Source organism: Spirosoma humi (assembly GCF_054776575.1).
Genome location: NZ_BAAHBR010000017.1, coordinates 88965 through 111751, shown reverse-complemented (window position 1 = coordinate 111751; position 22787 = coordinate 88965). Strand labels below are relative to the sequence as shown.

Genomic DNA, 22787 nt, shown 5'->3' with positions numbered 1-22787 from the left:
ATACACTAAACTCGCGGGGCCGGGGTTTCGAACCCGGCTTTCTGGTCAATTTACAAGCATGATAACCATCAATCCAGCCGACTTAAAACCCAATGAATTCTACCGGTTTATGATCGGTACCATTGGGCCAAGACCCATTGCTTTCGCCAGCACGATGGCAGCCGACGGAACCGTCAATCTGAGTCCCTTCAGCTTCTTCAATATCTTTGGTTATAACCCAGCCACGCTGGTTTTCGCACCAAGCCGGAACCGCCACGGCCATAAGAAGCACACGCTCCTGAATCTGGAAGAAGTGGGCGAAGTCGTGATCAACATCGTTAACTACGCGATGGTCGAGCAGATGTCGCTGGCCAGTGCAGAGTTCGAAAAAGGTGTTAATGAGTTCGAGAAAGCAGGCTTCACGGCAATTGCGTCGGATCGGGTACGCCCACCCCGCGTGGCCGAATCACCGGCTGCGTTTGAGTGTATCGTAAAGCAGATCATTCCTACGGGCGATGGTCCGGGTTCGGGCAGTCTGGTCATTTGCGAGGTGGTGATGGGCCATTTCCACGATACGATTTTCGACGCTAAGGGGGCCATTGACCCGAACCAGCTCGACCTCATTGGCCGCATGGGGGCCGACTGGTACTGCCGTGCCCACGGTGATGCCCTGTTTGAGGTAGCCCGTCCACAAGTCGGAATCGGCGTCGATCAGATACCGCCCGACATTCGTAACAGCGCCATTTTATCCGGCAACGACCTGGGCAAGCTCGGCAGTTTTCAAGCTTTTCCTACTAAGGATGACCTGGAGACGTACCGGGAGTCCGGCGTTCTGGCAGAGTTGGTCAACGAAGCCCGAAACGGTTGCCAGTATTTACCCGATTTGCTGCATGCAAGAGCGAAACAACTTCTTGCCGAAAACAAGGTAAAAGAAGCCTGGCTGACGCTGCTGGCGACCCAGGCCTACTGATGTTTCCCAAACAGCTGATCAGCCTGCGGCAACAGGAACCCTCTCTAAACGTTGATGCTTATGTACCCGTTTATTCGGATACACAACTTATCGTCTACATCCGGCAAGCGAAGAGTTCCCCACGCTTCCTGATTGTGCTGAACCTCAGCCACAGCCCTGCCCATTTCACGCCAACGGACGGCTCGTTTGAGGGAATCGTCGAGATGGCCACCTCGCCAGAACGGGAAGGCCAATCGATCTGCTTGGCTAGTGATGAGGGCATTCTGGTCAGGCTAACTACTTGAGCGCCTGAACCCATTCCGTATGCTCACAGTTGGTGCAGGCATCCGTTTTCTGACCCGATTCAGGCTGTAGGTTTCCACAATGATAGCAAACACACTGCTCCGGGGCTTCTTCCTGCTCGGCAATGAACTCGGCATCCCACTCTGGCAACAGTGAAAGGCCCGGTTTGGGATTGGGCTCTTTGACGAGTGTAAATGCCCCGTTTGCTTCGATATACAGCCGCTTGACGTGGCCCAGGTGAACTAATCCGCTTGAGCGAAGCTGGGCAAAGAGCAGTTCACGCGTCATACGGGCATCTTTCATGGTCGCCAACTGAATAACGGCGTTCTCAACCAACGTGCTACTTATATCCTGAGAAAGCCCCTCGAAGGTTTCATTTCTGGCGGCCCAGTACGAAATAATTCGTTGTATGCAGACGACCACCAGCGCAATAATGACGGCGGGTAGAAGACCTCGGCTGGCATCGAGAATAGGCACCCCGATAGCGGCTGCCATCGAGACCATTGCGGCCATTTCGTTCCGGCTTAACTGTGACGACATTCGACGGCCCATCAACCGCATCGATACAACCAGTATGAGGTAAACAACAAAGGCCCGAATTATAATTTCAACGTAAAAACTCCCCGGTACTTCTCCGAAAAGAATCCGCGGCCAGTCGGCCAGATATATCTGATCTTTTTTCATGATGACCTTAAAGAACCGCTTCGACCCAGTTATCCGTTTGGCAAATGCTGCAAGGGCCGGGTTTCGGCAAGGCAGGAGCCGTGTTCCCACAATTTGTGCAGGCCAACTGATGGTCGCCTATGCGCTCATGAATGGCCCGGACTTCATTGTCGGAGGGCGGCAGCACAGACAGGCCGGGCTTAGGCTGTTCATTCTCGTAAATACTAAACTCCCCGTAAGCCTCCAGGTACAGCCGTTTTACGCTACCCAGATTATAAACATTTTCGCTCCGCAAAGCGGCAAAGATCTGTTGATGCGAAAGCCGATTGGAGGTCAGTTGCTCCAGTTGAATGATGCCGTCTTTAACCAAAACCGTTTCGGTCCCCTGAATTAACTTTTCGGCTTTGCTGCTTTTGAACCCCAGTAAGCTCGTTCCTCTCAGAAAGATGAGCGCACAGGCCAGTGCCAGTACCGCCGGTAGCAACCCCCGATCGGGTATCTGCATCCCCGGAGCCATAATTCCGCCCATGGTGAGCATGACGGCCAGTTCCAGATTCGTAAGCTGGCCGTTCATGCGTTTACCAAGTAGTCGCATGATGACCAACAGCACCATATAAATCAGTGATGTACGGATAAAGACCTCGAGCATGAATTCGACGGGAGCATCGCCGATCAGTATCCGTTGCCAGTCATCCAGCCAGATATGTTCCTTTTTCATGACCAGTTAACTGCATGTTCTATCGAAATGATTGAGTAAAAGGGAAAAATCTATCTTTATTCATATAACCTTTCTAAAAGATTATATTCCACCGGAACAGACTCGTTTTCTGCCGTTTATGTGACCTCAGCTTGTTAAATCTGATGGTAGTGTTAACGGTAATCGTGCCAAAACGGCAAGGACTAAACCCGTTTACGCCTTCATTAACAAACCAGACAATCAGGAAATGAATGAAACGCTAACAGGATCGCTTGTCAATTGGTTGATATAAGAATCGGGCCATCCTCAAATCTCCATGAAGTACTTCCTTCTTAGTCTCTTTATCAGTATCCTTGCCTCCTGCCAACCCGGCACAACGAAAACAGAATCAACTGAAACGCCCCCGGCCCCGCTCCCAACCGATTTTATGGAAGAGCTGTGGTACAAAAACGGGCTCGTTTATAGTGTCGATGTCGAAGTATTTAAAGATTCCGATAATGATGGCGTCGGCGATTTTAAGGGGCTTACCCAGCAGTTGGACTACCTCAAAACGATAGGCGTCGAAACGATCTGGCTGGCTCCCTTTCAGCCCAGCCCCAACGAGGACGATGGCTACGATATATCGGACTTCTACGGCATAGATAAGCGACTGGGCACCAGTCAGGATTTTGCCGACTGTATCCGACAGGCCAGCCAACGAGGTATTCGGGTGATGATGGATTTGGTAACGAACCATACGTCCGATCAGCATCCGTGGTTTCAGCAGGCTCGCCGACAGAAAGATTCGCCTTACCGGTCGTGGTATGTATGGGCCAAGGAGCGCCCGAAAAAATGGGATAAAGGCATGGTGTTTCCGGGCGTTCAGAAAGACATCTGGACCTACGACAAACAGGCGGGTGAGTATTATTACCACCGCTTCTACGAAGCCCAGCCAGACCTGAATATGCAGAATCCGGCGGTGCAGCGGGAAATGCGAAAAATTGTCCGGTACTGGCTCGACAGGGGAATAGCCGGTTTTCGGGTCGATGCGGTTCCGTTTCTGATCGAGGTAGCCAATGCCGACTTCGACCCCGACAAACCCGAGCATCAGTTTGACATGATCACCCAACTGCATCAGTATATTCAATGGCATAAGCGGGATGCTATCCTATTGGGCGAAGCCAACGTTGACCCCAAAGAACAGGAGCCCTACTTTGGGAAAGAAGGGCAGGGTATGCAAACGATGTTCAACTTTTTTGCCAATCAGCATTTGTTCTACGCGCTGGCTACCGGCGAAACAGCTTCGCTGAAAAAGGCCCTGAACGCCACGAAAAACATTCCGCCCACAGCTCAGTGGGCCACCTTTCTGCGGAACCACGATGAGATCGACTTAGGCCGGTTAAGCGATGCAGACCGGGATAAAGTATATGCCAAATTTGGCCCCGACACAACCATGCAGCTTTATGACCGGGGCATTCGTCGCCGGTTGGCACCCATGCTGGGCGACAAACGTCTGATCAATTTAGCGTATAGCGTGCTCTTCTCGTTGCCCGGTATGCCCGTTATTCGATACGGTGAAGAAATTGGCATGGGGGATGACCTTAGCCTACAGGAGCGGTTGTCGGTCCGAACGCCGATGCAGTGGTCGAATGAGCTTAATGCCGGGTTTTCAACGGCGGCTAAACCCGTTCGACCCATCATCAGTCAGGGGCCTTACAGCTACAAAACGGTTAACGTAGCCGCTCAACGCGCTGACTCATCTTCGCTTTTGAACCAGGTTACCCGCTTTGCCCGCCTGCGCAAACAATGCCCTGAAATTGGATTGGCAAACGGAACAATCATCGACACCGGCTCGGATCATGTGCTGGCCATTCAGTACGACTGGCAGGGCCGGTCTTTGCTAACGGTTTATAATTTCAGTACTGAACCACAGCAATGCCAGCTCAAAAGCACATTCAAAACCGGCTTCACGCTAACGAACTTATTCGACCAGACAACCAATACGATTGGCAACAACGGGACTGTTTCGGTGAACCTGGCGGGGTACGGTTCGGCCTGGTATCGCCTGAAAAAATAAGGCTGGCTGCGTGTCCGGTAGTCAGTGCGCTTTTGTTTCGTACATAGCCAGCCCTTCCTGAGTCAGTAACCCGCGAATGAAATGATGCTTTATGGCCGTTTCGGCACCAGTGTATGGTATTTCCCATTGGCTTTGGGTGATCCACAGCCAGGCAAGAGCGGGTTCATCGACATCGGAGCGGTATAATCCTTGCTCTATACCCGCCCGGATATTAGTGGCCAGAATTACACTAATATAGGTGGCCCGGAAGGTTTCGAACACACGCCAGACGGTTGGGTAATAGCGTTCAATATCGCGTAGTAAGTTTGGATTAGTCGTTTGGCGATACGCAATCAGCCGGTCCCAGATGCGTAATGCGCTAACAATTGGGTTCGAGGCCAGCCTATGAATGGCTTTGGCTTCACGTAAGCTCTCCTCCAACTGCGTTTCCAGTACCAGCCTGACGAGTTCCTCTTTATCTTGAAAATGCTGATAAAGCGTCTTCTTAGAGATGCCCAATTGCTGGGCAACATCGTCCAGGCGAACGGTGCGTACGCCGAGTTGATTAAATAAATGCCTTGCTTCGGCGATAATCCGTTCTTTCACTTGCTGTAGTTGACCATTGTCTGTACGTCAAACTGCGGATGTACTGACTATGTTCTGACAGTCTTTTCCATTGAACGATAGGCCTATACGTAAGGCTATAGCCGGCGGTGTTTTCATATTCGTAGTGTTCTTAATAAATAAGCCGCCGATGCACAGCTTACCTGCATCGACGGCTCAATTGTCTTTATGCTGTTATAAAAAGTCAGGCTTACGACAGAAAGGGCGTAACGATAGCCGTCACCTGTTCGCGGGTCAGTGGCTCATCGAAAGCTTCGGTAATGCCCTCCAGCGGCACCTGCCCTGACAGCAAATTGGCCAGGTTGATTCCTTTCTGGACGACATTGTCTTCGCCCATGTAAACCATAGAACCAACCGATTGCGGTAAGCCCGATGGGCTGGCCAGTGGAACCCAGCCTTTCTGCCCGCGCATGTACCGAATCCGGGCCGCGTGGGCTGCTTCGGTAGCGTGGATACGCAAAGCTGTCTCCAAAATAGGTTTGGCATTCATCAGATTGGGCGCCTGCCCTTTGTAAGCCCGGACACCCGTATCTTCAAAGGCCTGCGAAACGGCCGCAAACGTCTGGAAGTTGGTAAACGTATCCGTAAACATACCCTTGGCCGAATAATCGAAAGGTGGTTTAGCAATAGCTTTTGAGCCCAATACTGACTTCAGCAGTTTGACGTGCAACTCTTCATGCCGACGAATGTATTCGAAAGCAGGCTTGAACTCGTTGGGAATCAGGCCGGGTACGTTAGTACCAAACTCGTAGAAGTCCGATTCCAGATGTTCCAGCAGCAGGGCAAAGTTCAAAACATCCACCACATTCTGAGGCAGTTCACTGCTTTGTCCATACGCTTTGGTCAGCGCCGAAGCCATAATGGCCGGAGCGGCTACGGCTACAGTTTTGCGGGTTAACGTACTGAATAAACCCCGACGCGACACGTGTTCCAGCCGGTCAAAAAACTCTGCGTCAACCTTGTCGAGTTCGGTAAAAATAGATTGGAGATTCATAAGTATTGAACAGGTTTAGGCGACGTTGGTCGGGAGATTGCGGGCATCAATTGTTTCACGTACGTATTTCTGGGCTTTAGGCAGCACCTCCATCGGTTCCAGTTTGATGAACAGGCCGGCATCCACCACGATGTTGTCGCCCGCAAAAGCAGTTTGGTTCATATACTCCATTTCGCGGATGATGGATACGTGCCGGGCTTCTACAGAAACGATTTTGCCAGCAACTGCCAGATTTTCGGGGTCAGTCAGATACTTACCACCACCGTTGTAAGCCGCGGTTCCGATTTCGGCGAACATACGAGCTGCCTCCAGCACGTCGGTGCGCTGGCGGAAATTGATGTCGCTGAAATCGAGCGTCAGGTCCGGAATACCGGCACTGCCCAGTGCCGCGCGATAAAATGCCCGGTGCGTTACTTCGTGGTTGCGCAGATCCTGAAACAACTGCAACTCCATGGCGGTGATTTTTTCATAAGGATTGGCCAGCACCAGTTCGTAGAAACGAGCTTCAATCTGTTCGAGCACGAAGGCGTAGTTCAGAATGCCAAGATCTCCGCCTGGCAGGGTAATGACATCTCCAGGAGCGGCAGCGCGGGCTCCATCAGGGCTAACCTGAAGATCGGCGGTGGAACAGGCTGTTAACAGACCGCCCGTTACAGCTGCGGCCCCAACCGTTCGCAAAAATGACCGCCGGTGGGCATTCGCTGCCATACCTGTCGGTTGCGTTAATTCGTTGAGTTTTTTCATGAAAAAGATGAGAAATAAGTAGTACTATAGATTTACTGCCTCCTTAGACTTCCGAAGAAACAGAAAAGTTTCATATAATGAGATAACGGTCCTCTATCCCAACTACTTATGACTCGCTTCAACGTCAACGACCGCAACACTCACTCCGGCCGATGGATAGCCATATGAATCCGGAAAAGCGTACCGCGGCCAGGCTCGCTCTCAACCTCCAGATTAGCTTCCAGCAGATCGCATAATCGCTTGACAATTTGCAAGCCAACGCCTTCTCCATAACCTCCTTTTCGGGTTTCCTCTTTAGCTAGCACGGGGCCGGACGGTATATCCTGATTCGCATTGGGCAGAACATTAACCGGCTCTGCCTGGTCGACGCTCATTATGCTGGTCGCATCAACCGTCGGTTTGAGCTGCTTTACCAAAATACGGGTTAGTCCCGACGGCAAGCCCGGCCCTGAATCCTGAATACCGATCATCCAGCGTGCGTCACCCTGCTGCGACCAGGAAATGGAGATAAATCCGCTGGGTGTATACGCCAGTGAATTGATCAGCAGGTTCTGCACGATCCGCTGAAGTTTAATTTTGTCCGTTTCAACCAACAACGAGTCCGGGCCGTTAGCTTGCAGGACCAGGCCTCGCTGGGAGGCCATCGGCTGAACGCTTTCGACAATTTCCTTTAACAATTCACTGGCGTCAAAATGCTCCACATGGAGTGTTTCCTCGCCGGCTTCCAGTCGGGCCAACGCCATTAGATTATCCAGCATCGCCTGAACGTTAGCCAGGTTGCGGCTCAGCATATCCGTATACTGTTCTCGTTCCTCATCGCTCAGGCTTTCGGCTTTAAGCAGGTAAGCCGCACTGTTGATGATACCAAATCGTCCCCGCAAATCATGGGAAGAAGTGCGAAGGATATCTCCCCGCTGGCGGGAAAGATCTTCCATTTGATGGAGGGCCTGTTGTAAGGCAGCCACCCGATTGGCAGCTTCAAGCCGTTGAAGTTCGTCGTATTTTTTTACGCTGCCATGCATGGTTTCGGTCATCACCCAAACGATCTGCTGCTGAACCTCAAGCAGTAGTCGGGCATCCGTCTGGGGGAATAACTCCAGGTAGGTCTGCAACTCGTTGAACAGGCTCTTTATCAAATGATCGATCTCCCGTATTGTCTCCGCCAAAGCCAGCGCTTTTTGCCAGCGGTGCAGCCCATGGGATGTAGCCGTCACGCCAAGATCGGCCTCCGGTTGCTGATTCAGTAAACGTTGTTCCAGAATATCCAGAACCAGGGGAAGCAAGTCATTGAACTCCTGTCGACTAAGTACAGACACTTTACTTAACGTGGGGTCCTGTTCGCAGGCTAACCGCCAGTTTTGCAAAATGGCTTCCCGCCGTGCATATAGGTACTTGACGAGTTCCCGGATGGGCGAAAGTTGATCGGTAGTGGGTGATTGATTTGGGGCAGGGGTATCCATAAAAGCCTCTGGTTGTGCAACTCCATTTCAAGCTCAGCAAAACTGCCGAACAGAACGATACGAACTAGTTACCTGTGTTCTTTACAGGTTAACAGCCGTTTGAAGTAAAGGTTATGAAGTCATAACCAGGAAGCGAAAAAATTGGGGCAGTGCGTCGCGTATCGGTATGTACCAGACCTATACAGTCTACTGTGAAGAACCTAAATAAACCTGAATATGCCTGCGGATGAATAAGAAGCGGCATCGGAGCCATTTAGGTTCTTCATTACAGTACGTAATGCAAGGGAGGCAGACTAGCGGTTTCCCACAGTAGGTCCGTAATTCCTGGAAATAAGCCAGCCGTCAAACGTCGTTGGCTTTACCAGGTAAGGAGAAGCGACCAGGGCATAGGCCTCCATAATATCATTACAGTCTTCGGACGAACTTAGCATAATGACCGGAATCTGGCAGAAAGGAACAGCCATCAGTCTAATCTGCCTTAACGGTTGCCATTCATCCGTACGATTAGGACGATACAAATCCTGGATAATCAACTTGGGAATTTCCCATTCCTGATACTGACACTCCTGGAGGGGGCCGGTAATGCTCCCGCTTTTTCCAACCTCGATTCAATTCCGTATAACACCGACTGGCAGGATGCTATTTACCGGCCAGGGCCCATACAGAATTATCGGATCAGCAATGTCTTGATATAACAAAGCCGCCCTGGTTGATTCCAGAGCGGCTTCTTTTTTTTATAAATAAACAGACGACGTTACTCAGTAGCCCCGCGCGGTGTTGTCGGCCCGTGGGTCAGAGGCTCCTTCGTAAGAACCATCAGCCCGAATCAGGACGCAATCCATCCGGCCAAGGGTATTCGTCAGTTTTTCCAGTAGGTAACCCCGGTTTTTCAGGGCATCAATCGTGGCATCGGAGAAAGCGCCGTTCTCGAAAATCGTTTTATCCGGCAGCCACTGGTGGTGAAACTTCAGGGCATTTACCGCCTGCTGCATCGTCATGCCATGTTCGATCACGTTCAGTATCGTTTGATACACCGACGTCATAATGGTTGATCCGCCGGGCGTGCCAACCACCATAAACAGTTTCCCCTCTTTCTCCAGAATCGTTGGTGTCATGGACGACAGCATCCGTTTGTTGGGAGCGATGGCATTGGCCTGGTTCCCAATCAATCCATACATGTTAGGCGCACCGGGCTTCACGCTGAAATCGTCCATTTCGTTGTTCATGAAGAAACCCGCTCCACCAATCACGACACGGCTCCCGTAGCCACCATTGAGGGTTGTGGTAATACTCACCGCATTGCCATCCTTGTCCACCACCGAAAAGTGAGTTGTTTCCAGACTCTCGTAGCCGGGAATCGATCCGCCTTTTATGGCGCGGCTGTCGGTGGCTTTCGCCCAGGAGAAATCTGTCCAGCGGGTACGCAGGTAGTCCGGGCTCATCAGTTGCGTGGTGGGTACTTTCACAAAATCGGGGTCTCCCAAAAACTTGGCCCGGTCGGCATACACGCGCCGTTCGGCTTCAATCATGACCTGTACCGTACTGTCGCGATTCCAGCCCCATTTACGCAGGGGAAACGGCTCCGTAAAGCGCATCATCTGCACCAGCGCGATGCCACCGCTGGAGGTTGGCGGCATCGTGATTACGTTGTAGTTTTTGTAAGTCGCCTGAATGGGATCGCGCCAGACAGCGTGGTAGTTTTTCAGATCTTCTTCGGTAATCAGGCCTTTGCCACGCGCCATTTCTTCGGCCAGCAAGCGCGCTGTTTCGCCTTCATAAAAGCCAGCGCGACCCTGCGCCTGAATGCGTTGCAGCGTTTTTGCCAGATCCGCCTGCACCAGCAAGTCGCCCTGATGCCAGCTAACGGTATCGGTTACCGCTGCACTTTTCAAAAAGTAAGCTTTTCCAGGGTTGATGGTCGTGAGGTCCGCTTTGATCCGGTTCAGCCCAACGGCATCCCGTTCGGTGAGTGCAAACCCTTTCTGGGCCAGATCAATGGCGGGCTGCAACACCTGTGCCCACGGCAGCTTACCAAAGCGTTTGTGCGCTTCGGCCATACCATCGACCGAACCCGGCACCCCACTCGCCAGATGGCCGCTGATGCTGAGTCCCGGCCGAACGTTGCCCGCCGAGTCAAGGTACATGTTCGCAGTAGCCCGGCCGGGCGCTTTCTCCCGGTAATCCAGCGAATACGCTTTGCCAGCACTTTCACGGTAGACCATAAAACCGCCCCCACCGATGTTACCCGCTCCCGGATAAACGACCGCCAGGGCAAACTGCACGGCCACGGCCGCATCGACGGCATTACCACCTGCTTTCAGTATGGCAAGCCCAACCTGGGAGGCCTCCGGATGGGCCGACGCGACCATACCATTTCGCCCGATAACACCCACCCGATCCGAGAAAAATGGTTTTACGGTGGGGTCTTCGTCGCGGTACTGATAAACCCCCTGGCTCTGAGCTACCTTCGTATCGGCAGTCGATGAGGTCGTTGATTGGGTTTTACAGGCACCGACCGCTATCGCCAGAAGGAGCCATAGGGCATAAGGAGTGACACGTTTGTGCATAGAGCGTTCAGATTGCGGTTGTACAGTAATTTACAAAAATAACGTTATCCGGACGATACCCAAATCAGCCACTTATCCGCCTGAAGGTCACACTTGTCCGAAATGGTTTGGTGGATACTGGCCTATGTTGTACTTTCCGATGGTGAAGTCGTTCCGATGTAACGCACTCTCCTCCTTTCACCCTTTCGCTTTTCAAACCGCGTGAAGTTCATTCGTCAGACCTTTGAAAGTTTTCGATTTGCTTGGCAGGCGCTACGGTCAAATCTGCTGCGTACCATGCTCTCGCTGTTGGGCGTGACTATCGGTATTTTTGCCATCATCGCCGTGTTTACGCTGGTCGATTCGCTGGAACGGAACATCAAGGAGAGTCTGTCATTCATCGGCGACAAGGTGGTGTATGTGCAAAAATGGCCCTGGTCTTTCGGGAGCGGTGAGTATCAGTGGTGGAAATACTTTCAGCGGCCAGAACCCACCTATAAAGAATACAAATTCCTGAAGGAAAAGCTCGAAAATGCGCAGGCAATTGTAGCCATGGACTTCAAAGGACGCGTGACGATCAAAAACGGGAATAACAGCATGGCCGCGCTTATTCAGGGAACCACGCTCGACTATAATATCATTTCGGATGTACCCATTGAACAGGGTCGGTATTTTACCCAGCAGGAAATCGACGTGGCTCGTAACGTCGCCATCATTGGCTCCGATGTAGCCGAGAATGTGTTTCCCGGCCAGGACCCGATTGGCAAAACATTCAAAATCAGCGGTCTGAATTTCACCGTCATCGGGTTGCAGCGCAAAAAAGGCGAAAGTATTCTCAATGTAGGTGGCAACCCCGATACCAAGTGCCTGATTCCCTACGGCGCTTTTGCCAAAATGTTCCACTCCATCAACCCCAGTATCGACATTGCCATAAAAGGATACGATACCGACGAGGGACTACTCGAACTGGAAAGCGAAATTCGGGGATTGTTGCGTACCCGGCGCGGTGTGCGCCCCCTGCAGGACGATAACTTTGCCATCAACCGCCCCGAAGCAGCCGCCCAGGCGATTAGTGGAATTTTTGTGGTACTGACCCTGGCGGGTTGGGTCATTGGCGGTTTCTCGATTTTAATCGGCGGCTTTGGTATCGCTAATATCATGTTCGTTAGCGTGAAAGAGCGAACCAACATCATTGGCATTCAAAAATCATTAGGGGCTAAAAATTACGTAATCCTTTTCCAGTTTCTGTTCGAAGCGGTCTTACTAAGCCTGGTCGGTGGGCTGGTTGGCATTTTATTGGTTTACCTGATTACGTTCATAAGCCTGGGTAGTCTGGTGCTTCAACTCACGGCCGCCAACATCGTCCTGGGGCTGGGGGTCTCGAGCGTGATCGGCATTCTATCCGGTATCATTCCGGCGTTCTCGGCTGCCCATCTTGACCCTGTCATCGCCATTCGGGCCAAATAAAGGTTTAGGTACCTTGTTTCCAGAACAATCGAACCAATAGGCAATCCAGCAAAATATTTAGTTACTACGAAAACGATTTGACAAATATTATTTTCCTTGCATTGGCTATAAGGAACTTATATATGCAGAAACAGGTTGTCCCATCAGCCAACACTTATTTCTCACTCTGTCCGCTTCCAGCAATTGTTATCGTTTTTTAATGCATCTGGAGGCTCGTTTTTATCTTGTTCATTCGTCCGGTTTGTTGCCGAACGAACCCATTCTCTCACCCACACGATAAGGTTTATAACCGGTATCGCCAATAAGCAGCGTTAAAAGTCAAGCACAGCATTTACGTGAAACGGCCTGACTGTCTGCGCTACTCAGAATACACTCTACTCCCATTTCGATTCTGTTATCATTTACCCCGAAATGCCAAAAAGTAACCGAAACGAACTATCTTTCGGGACTGACCTTCTTTTAATGAGCAATGCACTGGTGATCGTCTCTAGCAAATGACACCTTTAGATCACGAAGAAAACCGCTCATGTACAGTTTATTAGGCGATAAACTTATGAAGGTTAGTAGAAAAGTTTTAGCTGGCGATTAAAAGCTCTCGTCATGTTGGGCGTTATGCCATGGGAGGCTTTTTCGGAAGTTCCTCTACGGGCTGACTGTATGTTCACCGAAAGAGGCAAACCGATTTTACCTAGTATAAAGCAGGTATAACAGATCGGCCAACTTTTTAACTATTATATTGATGTCGAATCCATTAAAATTCAGAGACCAAACCCGATCACAATTTTTTCCCACCGTTCGTAGACGAGTCGACGCTTATTTTGTCGGCAACTCCCTTTCTCCTCATGCCAATGGCGCTATGTGGAGGAAGGCAAGCTTCTTTCTGGTTGGCTATGCTACGCTGTATGGCCTTATTTTATCCAACCAGTTCGGGTTATGGACAATGCTGGGATTAGCCATTGTGCTGGGCATTTTCGCGGCTTTTATTGGTTTCAATGTATCGCACGATGGCCTACATGGCTCTTTTTCAGGGCGTAGCTGGATCAACCGGCTCATGGGCAACAGCTTTTATCTGCTGGGAGCCAACCCCTATATCTGGAAGATAACGCACAATATTGTCCACCACACGTATACTAACATACCCGGCCATGATGAAGATATCGAGCTGGCTCCGGGCCTGGTTCGCCTAGACCCTCAGGAAGACCTTCGGCCCTGGCACCGGTATCAGCAGTGGTACACCTTTCCGCTCTACGCGCTGGCGTCGCTCTCGTGGGTACTTCGCAAAGACTACGTAAAATTTTTCAAGAACGAGATTGGGCATCACGATAACTCGTCGCATCCCCGGTCTGAATACGTCAAGCTGTTTGCCTCTAAAACGATCTATTACATCTGTTTCCTGATTTTGCCGTATGTGCTTCTCGACCTGACCTGGTGGCAGTTGGCCATAGGGTTTGTGCTGATGCACGTAGCGGAAGGGCTGGTTCTGGGTCTGGTCTTCCAGTTAGCCCATGCCGTAGAAGGGACTGATTTCCCAATACCCGATGAGCGGGGCGATATACAATCGGCCTGGGCCGTACACCAGATGCACACGACAGCTAATTTTGCCCCTGATTCGGCCTTGGCCGCATTTCTGTGCGGTGGTCTGAACCGCCAGATCGAGCACCATTTATTTCCAAAAGTCTGTCATATTCATTACCCGGCAATCGGTAAAATCGTTAAAGATACGGCCCATGAATTCGGATTACCTTATCTGGAAAACCGTAGTTTCGGCTCAGCACTCGTGTCTCACTTCCGTCTGTTGCGGGTATTGGGAAAAACTCAACCAACTAAACCAGTCGAACACATTAGCCTACCACTGGCCCAACGAGTGCCCGAACCGTCCTTATAAGGACTGGTCAGGCTGGCCAGCAATTCTCTCTTTTACTTAACCATGTCTACCCGCGTTGCGATTCATCACCACACTCAGTATGATTACGATCGAACGGTTTCGCTGTCGCCCCATTTAATTCGGCTCAGGCCGGTGGCGCACAGCCGGGCTACAATCGAATCCTATTCCCTGACAATTCAGCCCACTAATCACGTCGTTCACTGGCAGCAGGACCCATTCGGCAACTTCATTGCCCGTGTTGATTTCTGGGAACCCATGCAGTCGATGTCCATCGATGTGGCCATCGTTGCCGGTCTGGAGCCCATCAACCCATTCGATTTTTTTCTGGACACCTACGCGATCTCGTTTCCGTTCGACTATGAGGCCCAGTTAAAAAAAGACTTGTCGCCTTATCTGGACGTTACCGAGCAGGGGACCCATTATGACCAGTGGCTTCAAACAATTGACCGAACAACCCAGGGCACGATCGACTTTCTGATTGGCCTGAACAGACGAATTTTCCAGGATATTGCCTACACAACGCGTATGGAGCCCGGCGTGCAAACGGCAGAAGAAACGCTTGACAGGGCCATTGGTTCCTGCCGTGATTCGGGGTGGCTTCTGGTCCAGACGCTGCGCAGAGTTGGCTTGGCGGCCCGGTTTGTTTCCGGTTACCTGGCCCAGGTTATACCGGAAGGACCCTCTGAGCTGAAGGAGAATTCGCTGGCGCTGCATGCCTGGGCTGAAGTATTTATTCCAGGTGCTGGCTGGATCGGTCTGGATCCAACATCGGGTATGTTAGCTACGGAAGGTCACATTGCGCTGGCCTGTACCTCAGAACCCATGGGCGCGGCCCCCGTAACTGGTACCTCCGAAATAGCCGAGACCACCCTTTCGTATTCGAATACGCTGGTGAAGTTGTAAATGGTACGTGCGTGATGAGCCAATTGATTTTTGTCATCCCGACGTTAGGAGGGATCTTAGTCTCCCCTAGCGTTCATATAAGGGTAAATTAAGATCCCTCCTAACGTCGGGATGACAACTACAGCTCAATCCGAAACAAGTGCATGGGCAACACGTAAGGGTCCAGTTCAACATAGTTCTGTTCTCCCTGCCAGGTATAATATGCCCCGGTGAGCAGGTCGTGTACTTTATACGGTTGATCGTATCCGATGCCCAGCTGCCAGATAGGCACCTGCACCATACCCGCCCGCCGTTGATAGGCATCCGTATTGACAACGATCAGCAACCGATTAGTACCCGTAATTTTCAGATAGGCCATAATAGCGTCGTCGCTGACCGTGCAGAACGCCAGGTTGTTGGTTGTTTGCAGAGCCACATTGTCGCGCCGAATCCGGTTGACGAGCGTGATCAGGTAGGTCAGTTTGTTTGTTTTGTCCCAGTCCCAAAGCCGTATTTCGTATTTTTCTGAATTGAGGTATTCCTCTTTGTTCGGGAAGGGCACATGCTCCATCAACTCGAATGACGGGCCATAGATCCCGTAATTACTCGACAGTGTGGCCGCCATGAAATAGCGAATCAGAAACTGTGGCTCGTGGCCGGATTGCAGGCTGTACGGATTAATATCGTGGGTCGTAGGCCAGAAGTTGGGGCGGAAGTAATGCTTCATTTCTCCCTGGGTCAACTCTGTCATGTATTCCTGCAACTCAGCTTTCGTATTGCGCCAGGTGTAATAGGTATACGAATGGGCAAATCCCCGCTTGGCCAGTTCCTGCATCACCTTCGGTTTGGTAAACGCTTCGGACAGAAAGATCATATCCGGGTATTCTTTCTTAACCTCCGCAATGATCCACTCCCAGAAAACGAACGGCTTGGTATGCGGGTTATCGACCCGGATAATGCGGACGCCCCAGGATCCCCACACCAGCAACACCCGCTTCAGTTCTTCCCAGAGATTCCGCCAGTCTTCCGTTTCGAAATAAACCGGGTAGATATCCTGATACTTCTTGGGTGGATTTTCGGCATACTGGATCGTTCCATCGGGCCGTTTCTTAAACCATTCGGGGTGTTCTTTAGCCCAGGGATGGTCGGGAGAGCATTGAATAGCCAGATCCATCGCGATCTCCATCTCGTAATTCTTGGCAATGGCAATGAGGTGTTTGAAATCATCGACCGTACCCAGTTCCGAATGAATCGTGTCGTGGCCACCCTCCTCGGAGCCAATACCATATGGTACACCCGGCTCGCCCGGCTGGCAGATAACGGAATTATTTTTACCCTTCCGGTGGGCGGTTCCGATGGGATGGATTGGAGGGAGATAAAGCACATCAAACCCCATCCCCGAGATGCGGGGCAGCAGGGCTTCTACATCCCGAAAGGTGCCATGAACACCCTCCTGGCGCGATGCCGAGCGGGGAAAAAGACAATACCAGGTACTGAATCCGGCACGTGCCCGGTCGACCTCTACGCCCAATTCATGCGCGTAGCGGGTGGTGTGGCTGCGTTCGGGATAGCGGTTGGCATAGAATGTAAACTGATCGCTTTCGGCTACCGATACCGCTTCGTTATACTGATCTCCGTCCGGGGCGTTCGATCCGGCACGAAACAGAGCCGCCAGTTCCCGAAGCACCTTGACATCGGGTATTTCGTCACTGATCTCAACCTTTTTTTTGCTCTTCGATTTAACGGCAGGCGCATCGGTTTTCTTCCCCCCGGCTCGTTCAAGCATACCGTCGAGGTAAGTCGCTCCAGCCAGTAACTCACTGGTAATTCGTTGGCCATCGGCCACTTTCAAATGAATCTCGTGTTGCCAGGAAGCGGGGTGGTTGATCCAGGCTTCGAAAGTATAGAGGTAACGGCCCTGTCTTTCAACAACGAACGAAGCCCCCCAGCGATCATTCACTAGGGGAGCCATGGCCATTTCGGTCCAGTTGGCGTCGTCGGTATGTTTATACAATAAAACTACCGTCAAGTAATCGTGGCCATCGGCAAATATGTCGGCCTCTACGGCCACAACATCGCCGGGGATGGCCTTTATAGGGAATCGGCCGCCGTCTAGTTCGGGGCTGACCCGTTCGATAACAACGCGGGCCCGACCAAAATCGGGTTGTCCGGAAAGCGAAGTAGGTAGGCTCATTGCAAAATCGTTTGATTAGTTAATCGTAAACGGTTGAGCAATGTTACAAAAAAGCTGGTTTTACTACGTCAGGCGTTTCGGCGACGTTACCCTATACCAGGTTGCTGTACCGGGTGAGCCGACGCCTATTTTGCCCCGTCAGCCTTAGCCCCGGTAACGGCCGTTTGCCCGATAAACGTGCCTAGTTTCGCACCAGCTTCGGTATCGAACCGAAAGCTTGTACCGCCATAAAGCTCCGCCAGTGCCGACTCAGTAGCCTTTGCGGCCAGATTCGTCGATTCATCCGGGAATAGATAAGCCAGTACGGTGGTGGCGGCCGCCGAAACCGCTGCCTGATCGGACACGTAGCCGGGTGTATTGGGAATAACGGTTGCCGTTTTAACGGTGGCGTCGAGCTGCGAGGGACGGGGGGTGAAATACGTATATTTCGCAGACCAGGCCGCCGTTATGGCATCCTGCATCGCCCGGTTCATGAGTGCGTACGTACGAGCGGCCCGAAGTTCATTCTGGCTATTCTGCCGAATGAGGTCTTCAACCAGAAAATTCCATTGACCCGATTGCGAATAGGTATTGGTGCCATTATCCCAGTAATTGGCAATACGCCATTGATCCCGCGTACGCGTCATAGCGATGTCACGTACTTCGCTCAGTGCTTTTTGAAACTCCGGCGAGCTGGTAGCGGGGGGCGCAGCCGGAACAGCCCGAAAAATCGCCGTTGAATCGAACCAGGTTTTCACCTTACCCGCCAGCGGCAGGATGGGCGAGCGGGCAGGCAGTTCCAGACTACGCCACTTCTGGTCGTAAGGAGCCGACGCCAGCTTCGATTGCCAGGTGCCCGATGCGTCGATAGCCTGGCTGAAGCGGTCGGTTCTGGCCCGGTCGATGACCTTGGCCGTTACGGCAGCAGCCAGTTCTTCGCCCGCTTTCACATCGCTGGGCACGTTGGTCCCGGCCCAAACCCGGCTTTGCTTGTGCTCAGCGGCTTTAGCTTTCAAAAAGGCCATTTCAGTTGGAAAGAGATAGGCCAGCACCTGACACGACGCTTCGGCAATGGCCGCATCTTCCGACGGATACGAGGGAACATCCACCACCGGAATCCTCGTAATAACGCCCTGGCTTTCCAGCGAAGCCCGATTGTACTGGTATTTGGCTCGCCAGGCAACAACCAACGCATCATATTGAGCTACACTCAGCAGCGCGTACACCCGGGCGGCATAAGGCGACCCAGCAAACGGATTGGCATCGTTAGACGTGATGACCTGCCCCGTTGCATTGTCATAACCAGGTGGGGTGTTGTATTTCGCTACCAATTGACGGGCAATCTGATTCCAGCGCAAAACGCCCCCAACTGCCCAATAATTGACTGCCGTATTCTGTTCGGGAGTAGCGCTCAGCAACCCATTTTTAACCGCGCTCAACTCCTGCTGATACGCATCGGACGTAGTGGCTGTCGGTTGGGGCACGGTAATATCGTTGGCCGACTTCAGCACAATCGTACGCCAGTTACCACCGTCGGCATCGGGGGAGCCGGGCGCGGTGAAGGGCAGAATACCCTCGTCGATGGTCGGCTCTTTACAGCCCGCAGCCCATAGCAGTAGCGTACTCAGCAGTATAGACGAAAAAATCGTTTTCATAGTTGTAAAGCTTTCGCCTGGAGACAGACTCGAAGCGGATAGGGTCGTTCAAAAATCGGGGAAACTAGTTGTTGGCTGTCCAGTGACCAATGACGATACCGCCATTGATCTGTGTTGTTTTGCCAATATTACGTCCATCCAGGGTGGCGCTATAACCGGCCAGCAGCCCAAATTGCTTGAGCAGGCGCACATAGGCCGTTGCCCCTACCCGCGTGAAGCCAACCGCATTGGTCGGAAAGGGAACGCCCGGCCCGATATCCGTACCCCGGTTGTGGGGCGTTTGCTGCTGTCCCCAAACGTCGATATTAAACACTTTGGATACGATTCCTCCACGAACAATGATCTCGGTCACGTCGGGTACGTTGACAACGGAACCACTGTTTGGATTAAGCTGGCTGGGGTCGTAGTAGTTGACCGTGTGGTCGAGCGTTACCTGCCCATTTCGGATGTAGCCGTACTGCCCAGTTATAAAAAACGAACGGGCTTTAAAGTGCAGCATTGTTCGCCCATCGAGGTTACGCGAACCCCGGCCAATGGCCACCAGCGCATCGTTCACGTAATTTTCGACCGGCACCGAGTATCCGACGGCGAACAGCCAGGATAGCTTGGCCTTGCCAAATTTGTAATCAAATGCTTCCCATCGCAAGGTAGCGGAGGCATCCTGAAAGCCTTCCTGTTTGGGCGAGTATCCAGCGCTGGCCTGCGTACGAACGTAAGGAACCGCTACTATCAGGTCGAGATCGTAGCCAAGCCCGTAAGTACCCACAACGGTCAGGGCCTGGGTGGTTACAGTGCCGAGGTTCGGATTTTTTGTCTCGGCTTTATTGACGTAGTACGTATCAAAGGTCGACTGGGAACCGATTATGGCTAAACTGGCCTTTCGCTGGCCACGCATAAATCCGTCTATTAACCCCTGCGCCTGGGTTTTTGAAGCAAGGTTCAGAAAGACCAGTACACTGGCCGTAACGGCTATAAATCGCATAAATCCATTTTAGGTTGAACAAAAGTAATCGTTCAGGCGGAGCATATCCTATGAACGACCGTTTTCCTTGTTATTGGTTAACCCGAAGCCGGAATTCTTCGATTTTCTTGTATAGGCCTTAATAGAGTGAGTTACTTGAACGTTCACTAGCCCTACCTACAAACAGAATGGCCAGAACGTTTTCGACTTAACCGGCAAAAAAGTACCCCGGCCGCAGAGCAACCGGGGACTATCAACGTAACCTATGATAAAAAGCAAAATGTCAATTATAAACCTGAGCCATCGCCCTTGCCGCGCGATACAGCATAGGCACCAATATTCTTACCGCAGGTGAGCCCCACCGAACAGTCGAACCGGTAATGGATTAAGCCGTATACCCGCGAATCCGATGCTTCCTGCGCTTTTGTCCAGAAATCGTCGGCCTGATCGGGGAAGATGCTGCCTAAAACGACGGCGGCAGCCGCCGAAAAAGTGGAGTGTCCTGATGTGTAGGATGGGAAATTAGGCAGTCCTACGGATGTTTTCATGCCAAACTGCTGAGGCCGTGGGTAGTAGTAAAACGACTTTGTATCCCAGCAGCAAATACCCGCATCCATCAGCGCCGTACCAACCAGCGCCAGCGTCCGGGCCATGCGCACTTCGCTGTATTTGGCATCGTTAGCTGCGTTGGCCGCAGCCCGCATCCAGTGGCCGGGGGGCGTGTAACTGCCCGCACCGTCGGCCCAGTAGTTGGCAATACGGGCCTGTTCGCGGGTTTGGCCTTTGTTGATCGCCTGAAGCTCGTTCATTGCTGTGGTAAACTCAGGACTGTCGATGGCCGGGGGCGGACCGGGACGAAGTTTAACTTTCGTAGCGGCATCGAAATTCCAGGTCTGCACCGCCCCATAATTAGGAAGCATCGGCGGACGGGCGGGTAACTCCTGGCTCAACCAGGCTTCCCGTAGTCCCCGGGCTTTGGCATCGGCAATCATCCCTGCGGTGAGGGTTTGGTTGTTGGCCGCACTCATACCATCCGTTTTAGCACGGGCCATCACTTTAACGGCTACCTGATTTCCCAGATCGCCACCGGCATTCAGGTCGCTCATCACATTCATACCCGCCCATAGGCGGCTGTTGCGATGTTCGGCCAGTTTAGCGTCCAGAAACGGTACTTCGCCGGGAAACATGGCCTTCAGTACAGTATATGACGCAGCCGCGACAACGGCATCTTCCGATGGGTACGCGGGCAGGGACGATGTAGGTAGAGCAACGCGAATAGTAGCATCCACTTTGGATGGGGCTGCCCGCTTGAACATGTATTTATAATTCCAGACAGCTACCAGTGCATCATACTGCGCCACACTCAGGTAAGCGAAAACACGGGCAGTATACGGTGGATTGGCAAATGGAAATCGAGGATCAGCCAGTGGGTTGGCGGCATCGGGCACCGGATATTTTCCGTCGGCCGTTGAGGCAGGCGGTACGTTGTAGCGGGCGGCCAGTTCACGGGCAATTTCATTCCAGCGGTAAGCAGCCCCGGTGCCCCAATACGCGACGGCTTCCTGTTGTTCCTGCGTCAGGCTGGCTGATTTCGATTTAAGATCGGCCACTTCGGCCAGGTATTCGGTTGATGTTACGGATGTGGGTGTCGCCACCGTTACGTCGGTGGGTGCCGTGAGCACGTAAGTTTTCCAGGTACCGGCTTTCTCGTCTACGCTGGCGGGGGTGTAGCCGACGCGTAACGGTTCGGAAATGCTTTTGTCGCAGGAGATAACGGCGGCAGACAAACCGATCAATGCGCAACTGAGTGTAAATAAATGACTGTATTTTTTCATGACGCTACGGTAGCTTGCTTATTTCTTAAAATTGATTTGATACAACAGCCCCACCATGTAACTGGTGCTCTGACCCACGTTCAACCCATCGACGACGTATCCTACGCGGGCGTTGACTCCAATGTTGTGCGGCTGCACTTTGGCATACCAGCCCACCGATGTGGCCTGCATGTTATTCGTTGGGAAAGGCATATCGTTCCGGCGAATATTGTCACCACTGAGGCAGGCCGTACGCTCAGCCCAGAATTCCGTTTGCCAGCCCTTCCGCAATACCCCCAGCCGAACGGCTGCATCGTACGTATTGGGAACCTGCACCTGGTTGGTGTTATACACGCGGTCGTCGGCCTGGTACGCGTCCTGATCGATTTTCGTGTTACCCCGCCAGCCGTAACTGCCGTGGGCTGTCAGATAAAGGCCGGTTTTGGGTTCCCGGTAGTTAGCCAGCAACCGACCCGTAAACGTACGGCATTGCAGGCCAATCGACATGGGCATAAAACTCGGTACGTAATTGCCCAGCGGAATCGACCCACCAACAACTGCGTTGAGCGAAAATCCACCTACCTGAACGGCTTTTACTTTTAGCCAGGCCGACAAGTCCTGCACACCGTGCTGGCCCATGAGGTTGCCCGCGCTGTTGCTGGTCCAAATGTATGGCAGGCTTAAAATAACGTTAACCCGCTTGCTGATACCGATAACGGGCATCAGCATAAAGCTTTGGGTGGTTTGCGTACCGATGTTCAGGTTTTCGCGCTTGAGGGTATTTTCCCAGTATTGGTTCCAGGAGCTATGGGTATACATACCCGCCACGCAAACCTGGTTTTTATTCATGTAAATAGCATCCTGAGGCATCTGGGCCTTTGTGATGAACGGTGCCAGCAAAAAAGCGATGAGCAGGCAATTGAGATGTGTTTTCATAGGTTTGTTTAGTTTTCGAT

Annotated in this window: 19 protein-coding genes; 6 read left to right on the top strand and 13 right to left on the bottom strand. The window is 52.1% G+C overall.

Annotated features, from left to right (window positions below; all coding sequences use genetic code 11):
- Positions 1–58 precede the first annotated feature (58 nt).
- Positions 59–949 (top strand): flavin reductase family protein, encoded by an 891-nt coding sequence (locus ACYU8Y_RS22690; RefSeq protein ID WP_460940421.1) that lies wholly within the window; start codon positions 59–61, stop codon positions 947–949.
- A complete protein-coding gene (locus ACYU8Y_RS22685; protein ID WP_460940420.1) occupies positions 949–1233 on the top strand; it encodes a DUF3459 domain-containing protein in 285 nt (94 codons plus the stop codon). The genes ACYU8Y_RS22690 and ACYU8Y_RS22685 overlap by 1 nt, the downstream gene beginning before the upstream one ends.
- Here ACYU8Y_RS22685 and ACYU8Y_RS22680 read toward each other — a convergent pair.
- Together ACYU8Y_RS22680 and ACYU8Y_RS22675 are read right to left on the bottom strand one after the other, a co-directional pair.
- Positions 1226–1915 (bottom strand): DUF421 domain-containing protein, encoded by a 690-nt coding sequence (locus ACYU8Y_RS22680; protein WP_460940419.1) that lies wholly within the window; start codon positions 1913–1915, stop codon positions 1226–1228. The genes ACYU8Y_RS22685 and ACYU8Y_RS22680 overlap by 8 nt on opposite strands.
- A gap of 7 nt (positions 1916–1922) precedes the next feature.
- Positions 1923–2612: a DUF421 domain-containing protein gene (locus tag ACYU8Y_RS22675; protein WP_460940418.1), complete on the bottom strand. Its 690-nt coding sequence runs from the start codon at positions 2610–2612 to the stop codon at positions 1923–1925.
- Between the two features lie 295 nt (positions 2613–2907).
- Between ACYU8Y_RS22675 and ACYU8Y_RS22670 the strand changes: the two genes are divergently transcribed.
- Positions 2908–4647, top strand: coding sequence for an alpha-amylase family protein (locus tag ACYU8Y_RS22670; protein ID WP_460940417.1), 1740 nt, complete (start codon positions 2908–2910; stop codon positions 4645–4647).
- A 21-nt stretch (positions 4648–4668) separates the two neighbouring features.
- Here ACYU8Y_RS22670 and ACYU8Y_RS22665 read toward each other — a convergent pair whose 3' ends face one another.
- The 6 genes from ACYU8Y_RS22665 to ggt form a co-directional block, all read right to left on the bottom strand.
- Entirely contained in the window at positions 4669–5232 is a 564-nt protein-coding gene (locus ACYU8Y_RS22665) for a TetR/AcrR family transcriptional regulator (RefSeq protein WP_460940416.1), read from the bottom strand.
- Positions 5233–5440: 208 nt separating this feature from the next.
- Positions 5441–6244 carry a ferritin-like domain-containing protein gene (locus tag ACYU8Y_RS22660; RefSeq protein WP_460940414.1) on the bottom strand — a complete coding sequence of 268 codons (804 nt, stop codon included), beginning with the start codon at positions 6242–6244 and terminating at the stop codon, positions 5441–5443.
- 15 nt (positions 6245–6259) lie between these two features.
- Complete coding sequence (locus ACYU8Y_RS22655; protein WP_460940413.1) at positions 6260–6988, bottom strand: ferritin-like domain-containing protein; 729 nt, start codon at positions 6986–6988, stop codon at positions 6260–6262.
- Positions 6989–7128: 140 nt separating this feature from the next.
- The gene (locus ACYU8Y_RS22650) at positions 7129–8448 is read right to left on the bottom strand and encodes a sensor histidine kinase (protein ID WP_460940412.1); all 1320 of its coding nucleotides are present in this window, start codon (positions 8446–8448) and stop codon (positions 7129–7131) included.
- A 293-nt stretch (positions 8449–8741) separates the two neighbouring features.
- The gene (locus ACYU8Y_RS22645) at positions 8742–8912 is read right to left on the bottom strand and encodes a hypothetical protein (RefSeq protein ID WP_460940411.1); all 171 of its coding nucleotides are present in this window, start codon (positions 8910–8912) and stop codon (positions 8742–8744) included.
- 294 nt (positions 8913–9206) lie between these two features.
- Entirely contained in the window at positions 9207–11015 is a 1809-nt protein-coding gene (gene ggt / locus ACYU8Y_RS22640) for a gamma-glutamyltransferase (RefSeq protein ID WP_460940410.1), read from the bottom strand.
- 201 nt (positions 11016–11216) lie between these two features.
- Between ggt and ACYU8Y_RS22635 the strand changes: the two genes are divergently transcribed.
- From ACYU8Y_RS22635 to ACYU8Y_RS22625, 3 genes are all read left to right on the top strand, one after another.
- Positions 11217–12461: an ABC transporter permease gene (locus tag ACYU8Y_RS22635; protein ID WP_460940409.1), complete on the top strand. Its 1245-nt coding sequence runs from the start codon at positions 11217–11219 to the stop codon at positions 12459–12461.
- Between the two features lie 739 nt (positions 12462–13200).
- Positions 13201–14346, top strand: coding sequence for a fatty acid desaturase family protein (locus ACYU8Y_RS22630; RefSeq protein ID WP_460940408.1), 1146 nt, complete (start codon positions 13201–13203; stop codon positions 14344–14346).
- Between the two features lie 42 nt (positions 14347–14388).
- Complete coding sequence (locus ACYU8Y_RS22625; RefSeq protein WP_460940407.1) at positions 14389–15249, top strand: transglutaminase family protein; 861 nt, start codon at positions 14389–14391, stop codon at positions 15247–15249.
- 118 nt (positions 15250–15367) lie between these two features.
- Here the strand turns inward: ACYU8Y_RS22625 and ACYU8Y_RS22620 are convergent, their stop codons facing one another.
- The 5 genes from ACYU8Y_RS22620 to ACYU8Y_RS22600 form a co-directional block, all read right to left on the bottom strand.
- Positions 15368–17422, bottom strand: a complete 2055-nt coding sequence (locus ACYU8Y_RS22620) for an alpha-1,4-glucan--maltose-1-phosphate maltosyltransferase (RefSeq protein WP_460940406.1) — start codon at positions 17420–17422, stop codon at positions 15368–15370.
- Between the two features lie 125 nt (positions 17423–17547).
- The gene (locus ACYU8Y_RS22615) at positions 17548–19056 is read right to left on the bottom strand and encodes a PA-phosphatase (RefSeq protein WP_460940405.1); all 1509 of its coding nucleotides are present in this window, start codon (positions 19054–19056) and stop codon (positions 17548–17550) included.
- 64 nt (positions 19057–19120) lie between these two features.
- The gene (locus ACYU8Y_RS22610; protein WP_460940404.1) at positions 19121–20038 is read right to left on the bottom strand and encodes a hypothetical protein; all 918 of its coding nucleotides are present in this window, start codon (positions 20036–20038) and stop codon (positions 19121–19123) included.
- 266 nt (positions 20039–20304) lie between these two features.
- Positions 20305–21852 (bottom strand): vanadium-dependent haloperoxidase, encoded by a 1548-nt coding sequence (locus tag ACYU8Y_RS22605; RefSeq protein ID WP_460940403.1) that lies wholly within the window; start codon positions 21850–21852, stop codon positions 20305–20307.
- An 18-nt stretch (positions 21853–21870) separates the two neighbouring features.
- A complete protein-coding gene (locus ACYU8Y_RS22600) occupies positions 21871–22767 on the bottom strand; it encodes a hypothetical protein (protein ID WP_460940402.1) in 897 nt (298 codons plus the stop codon).
- Positions 22768–22787 lie beyond the last annotated feature (20 nt).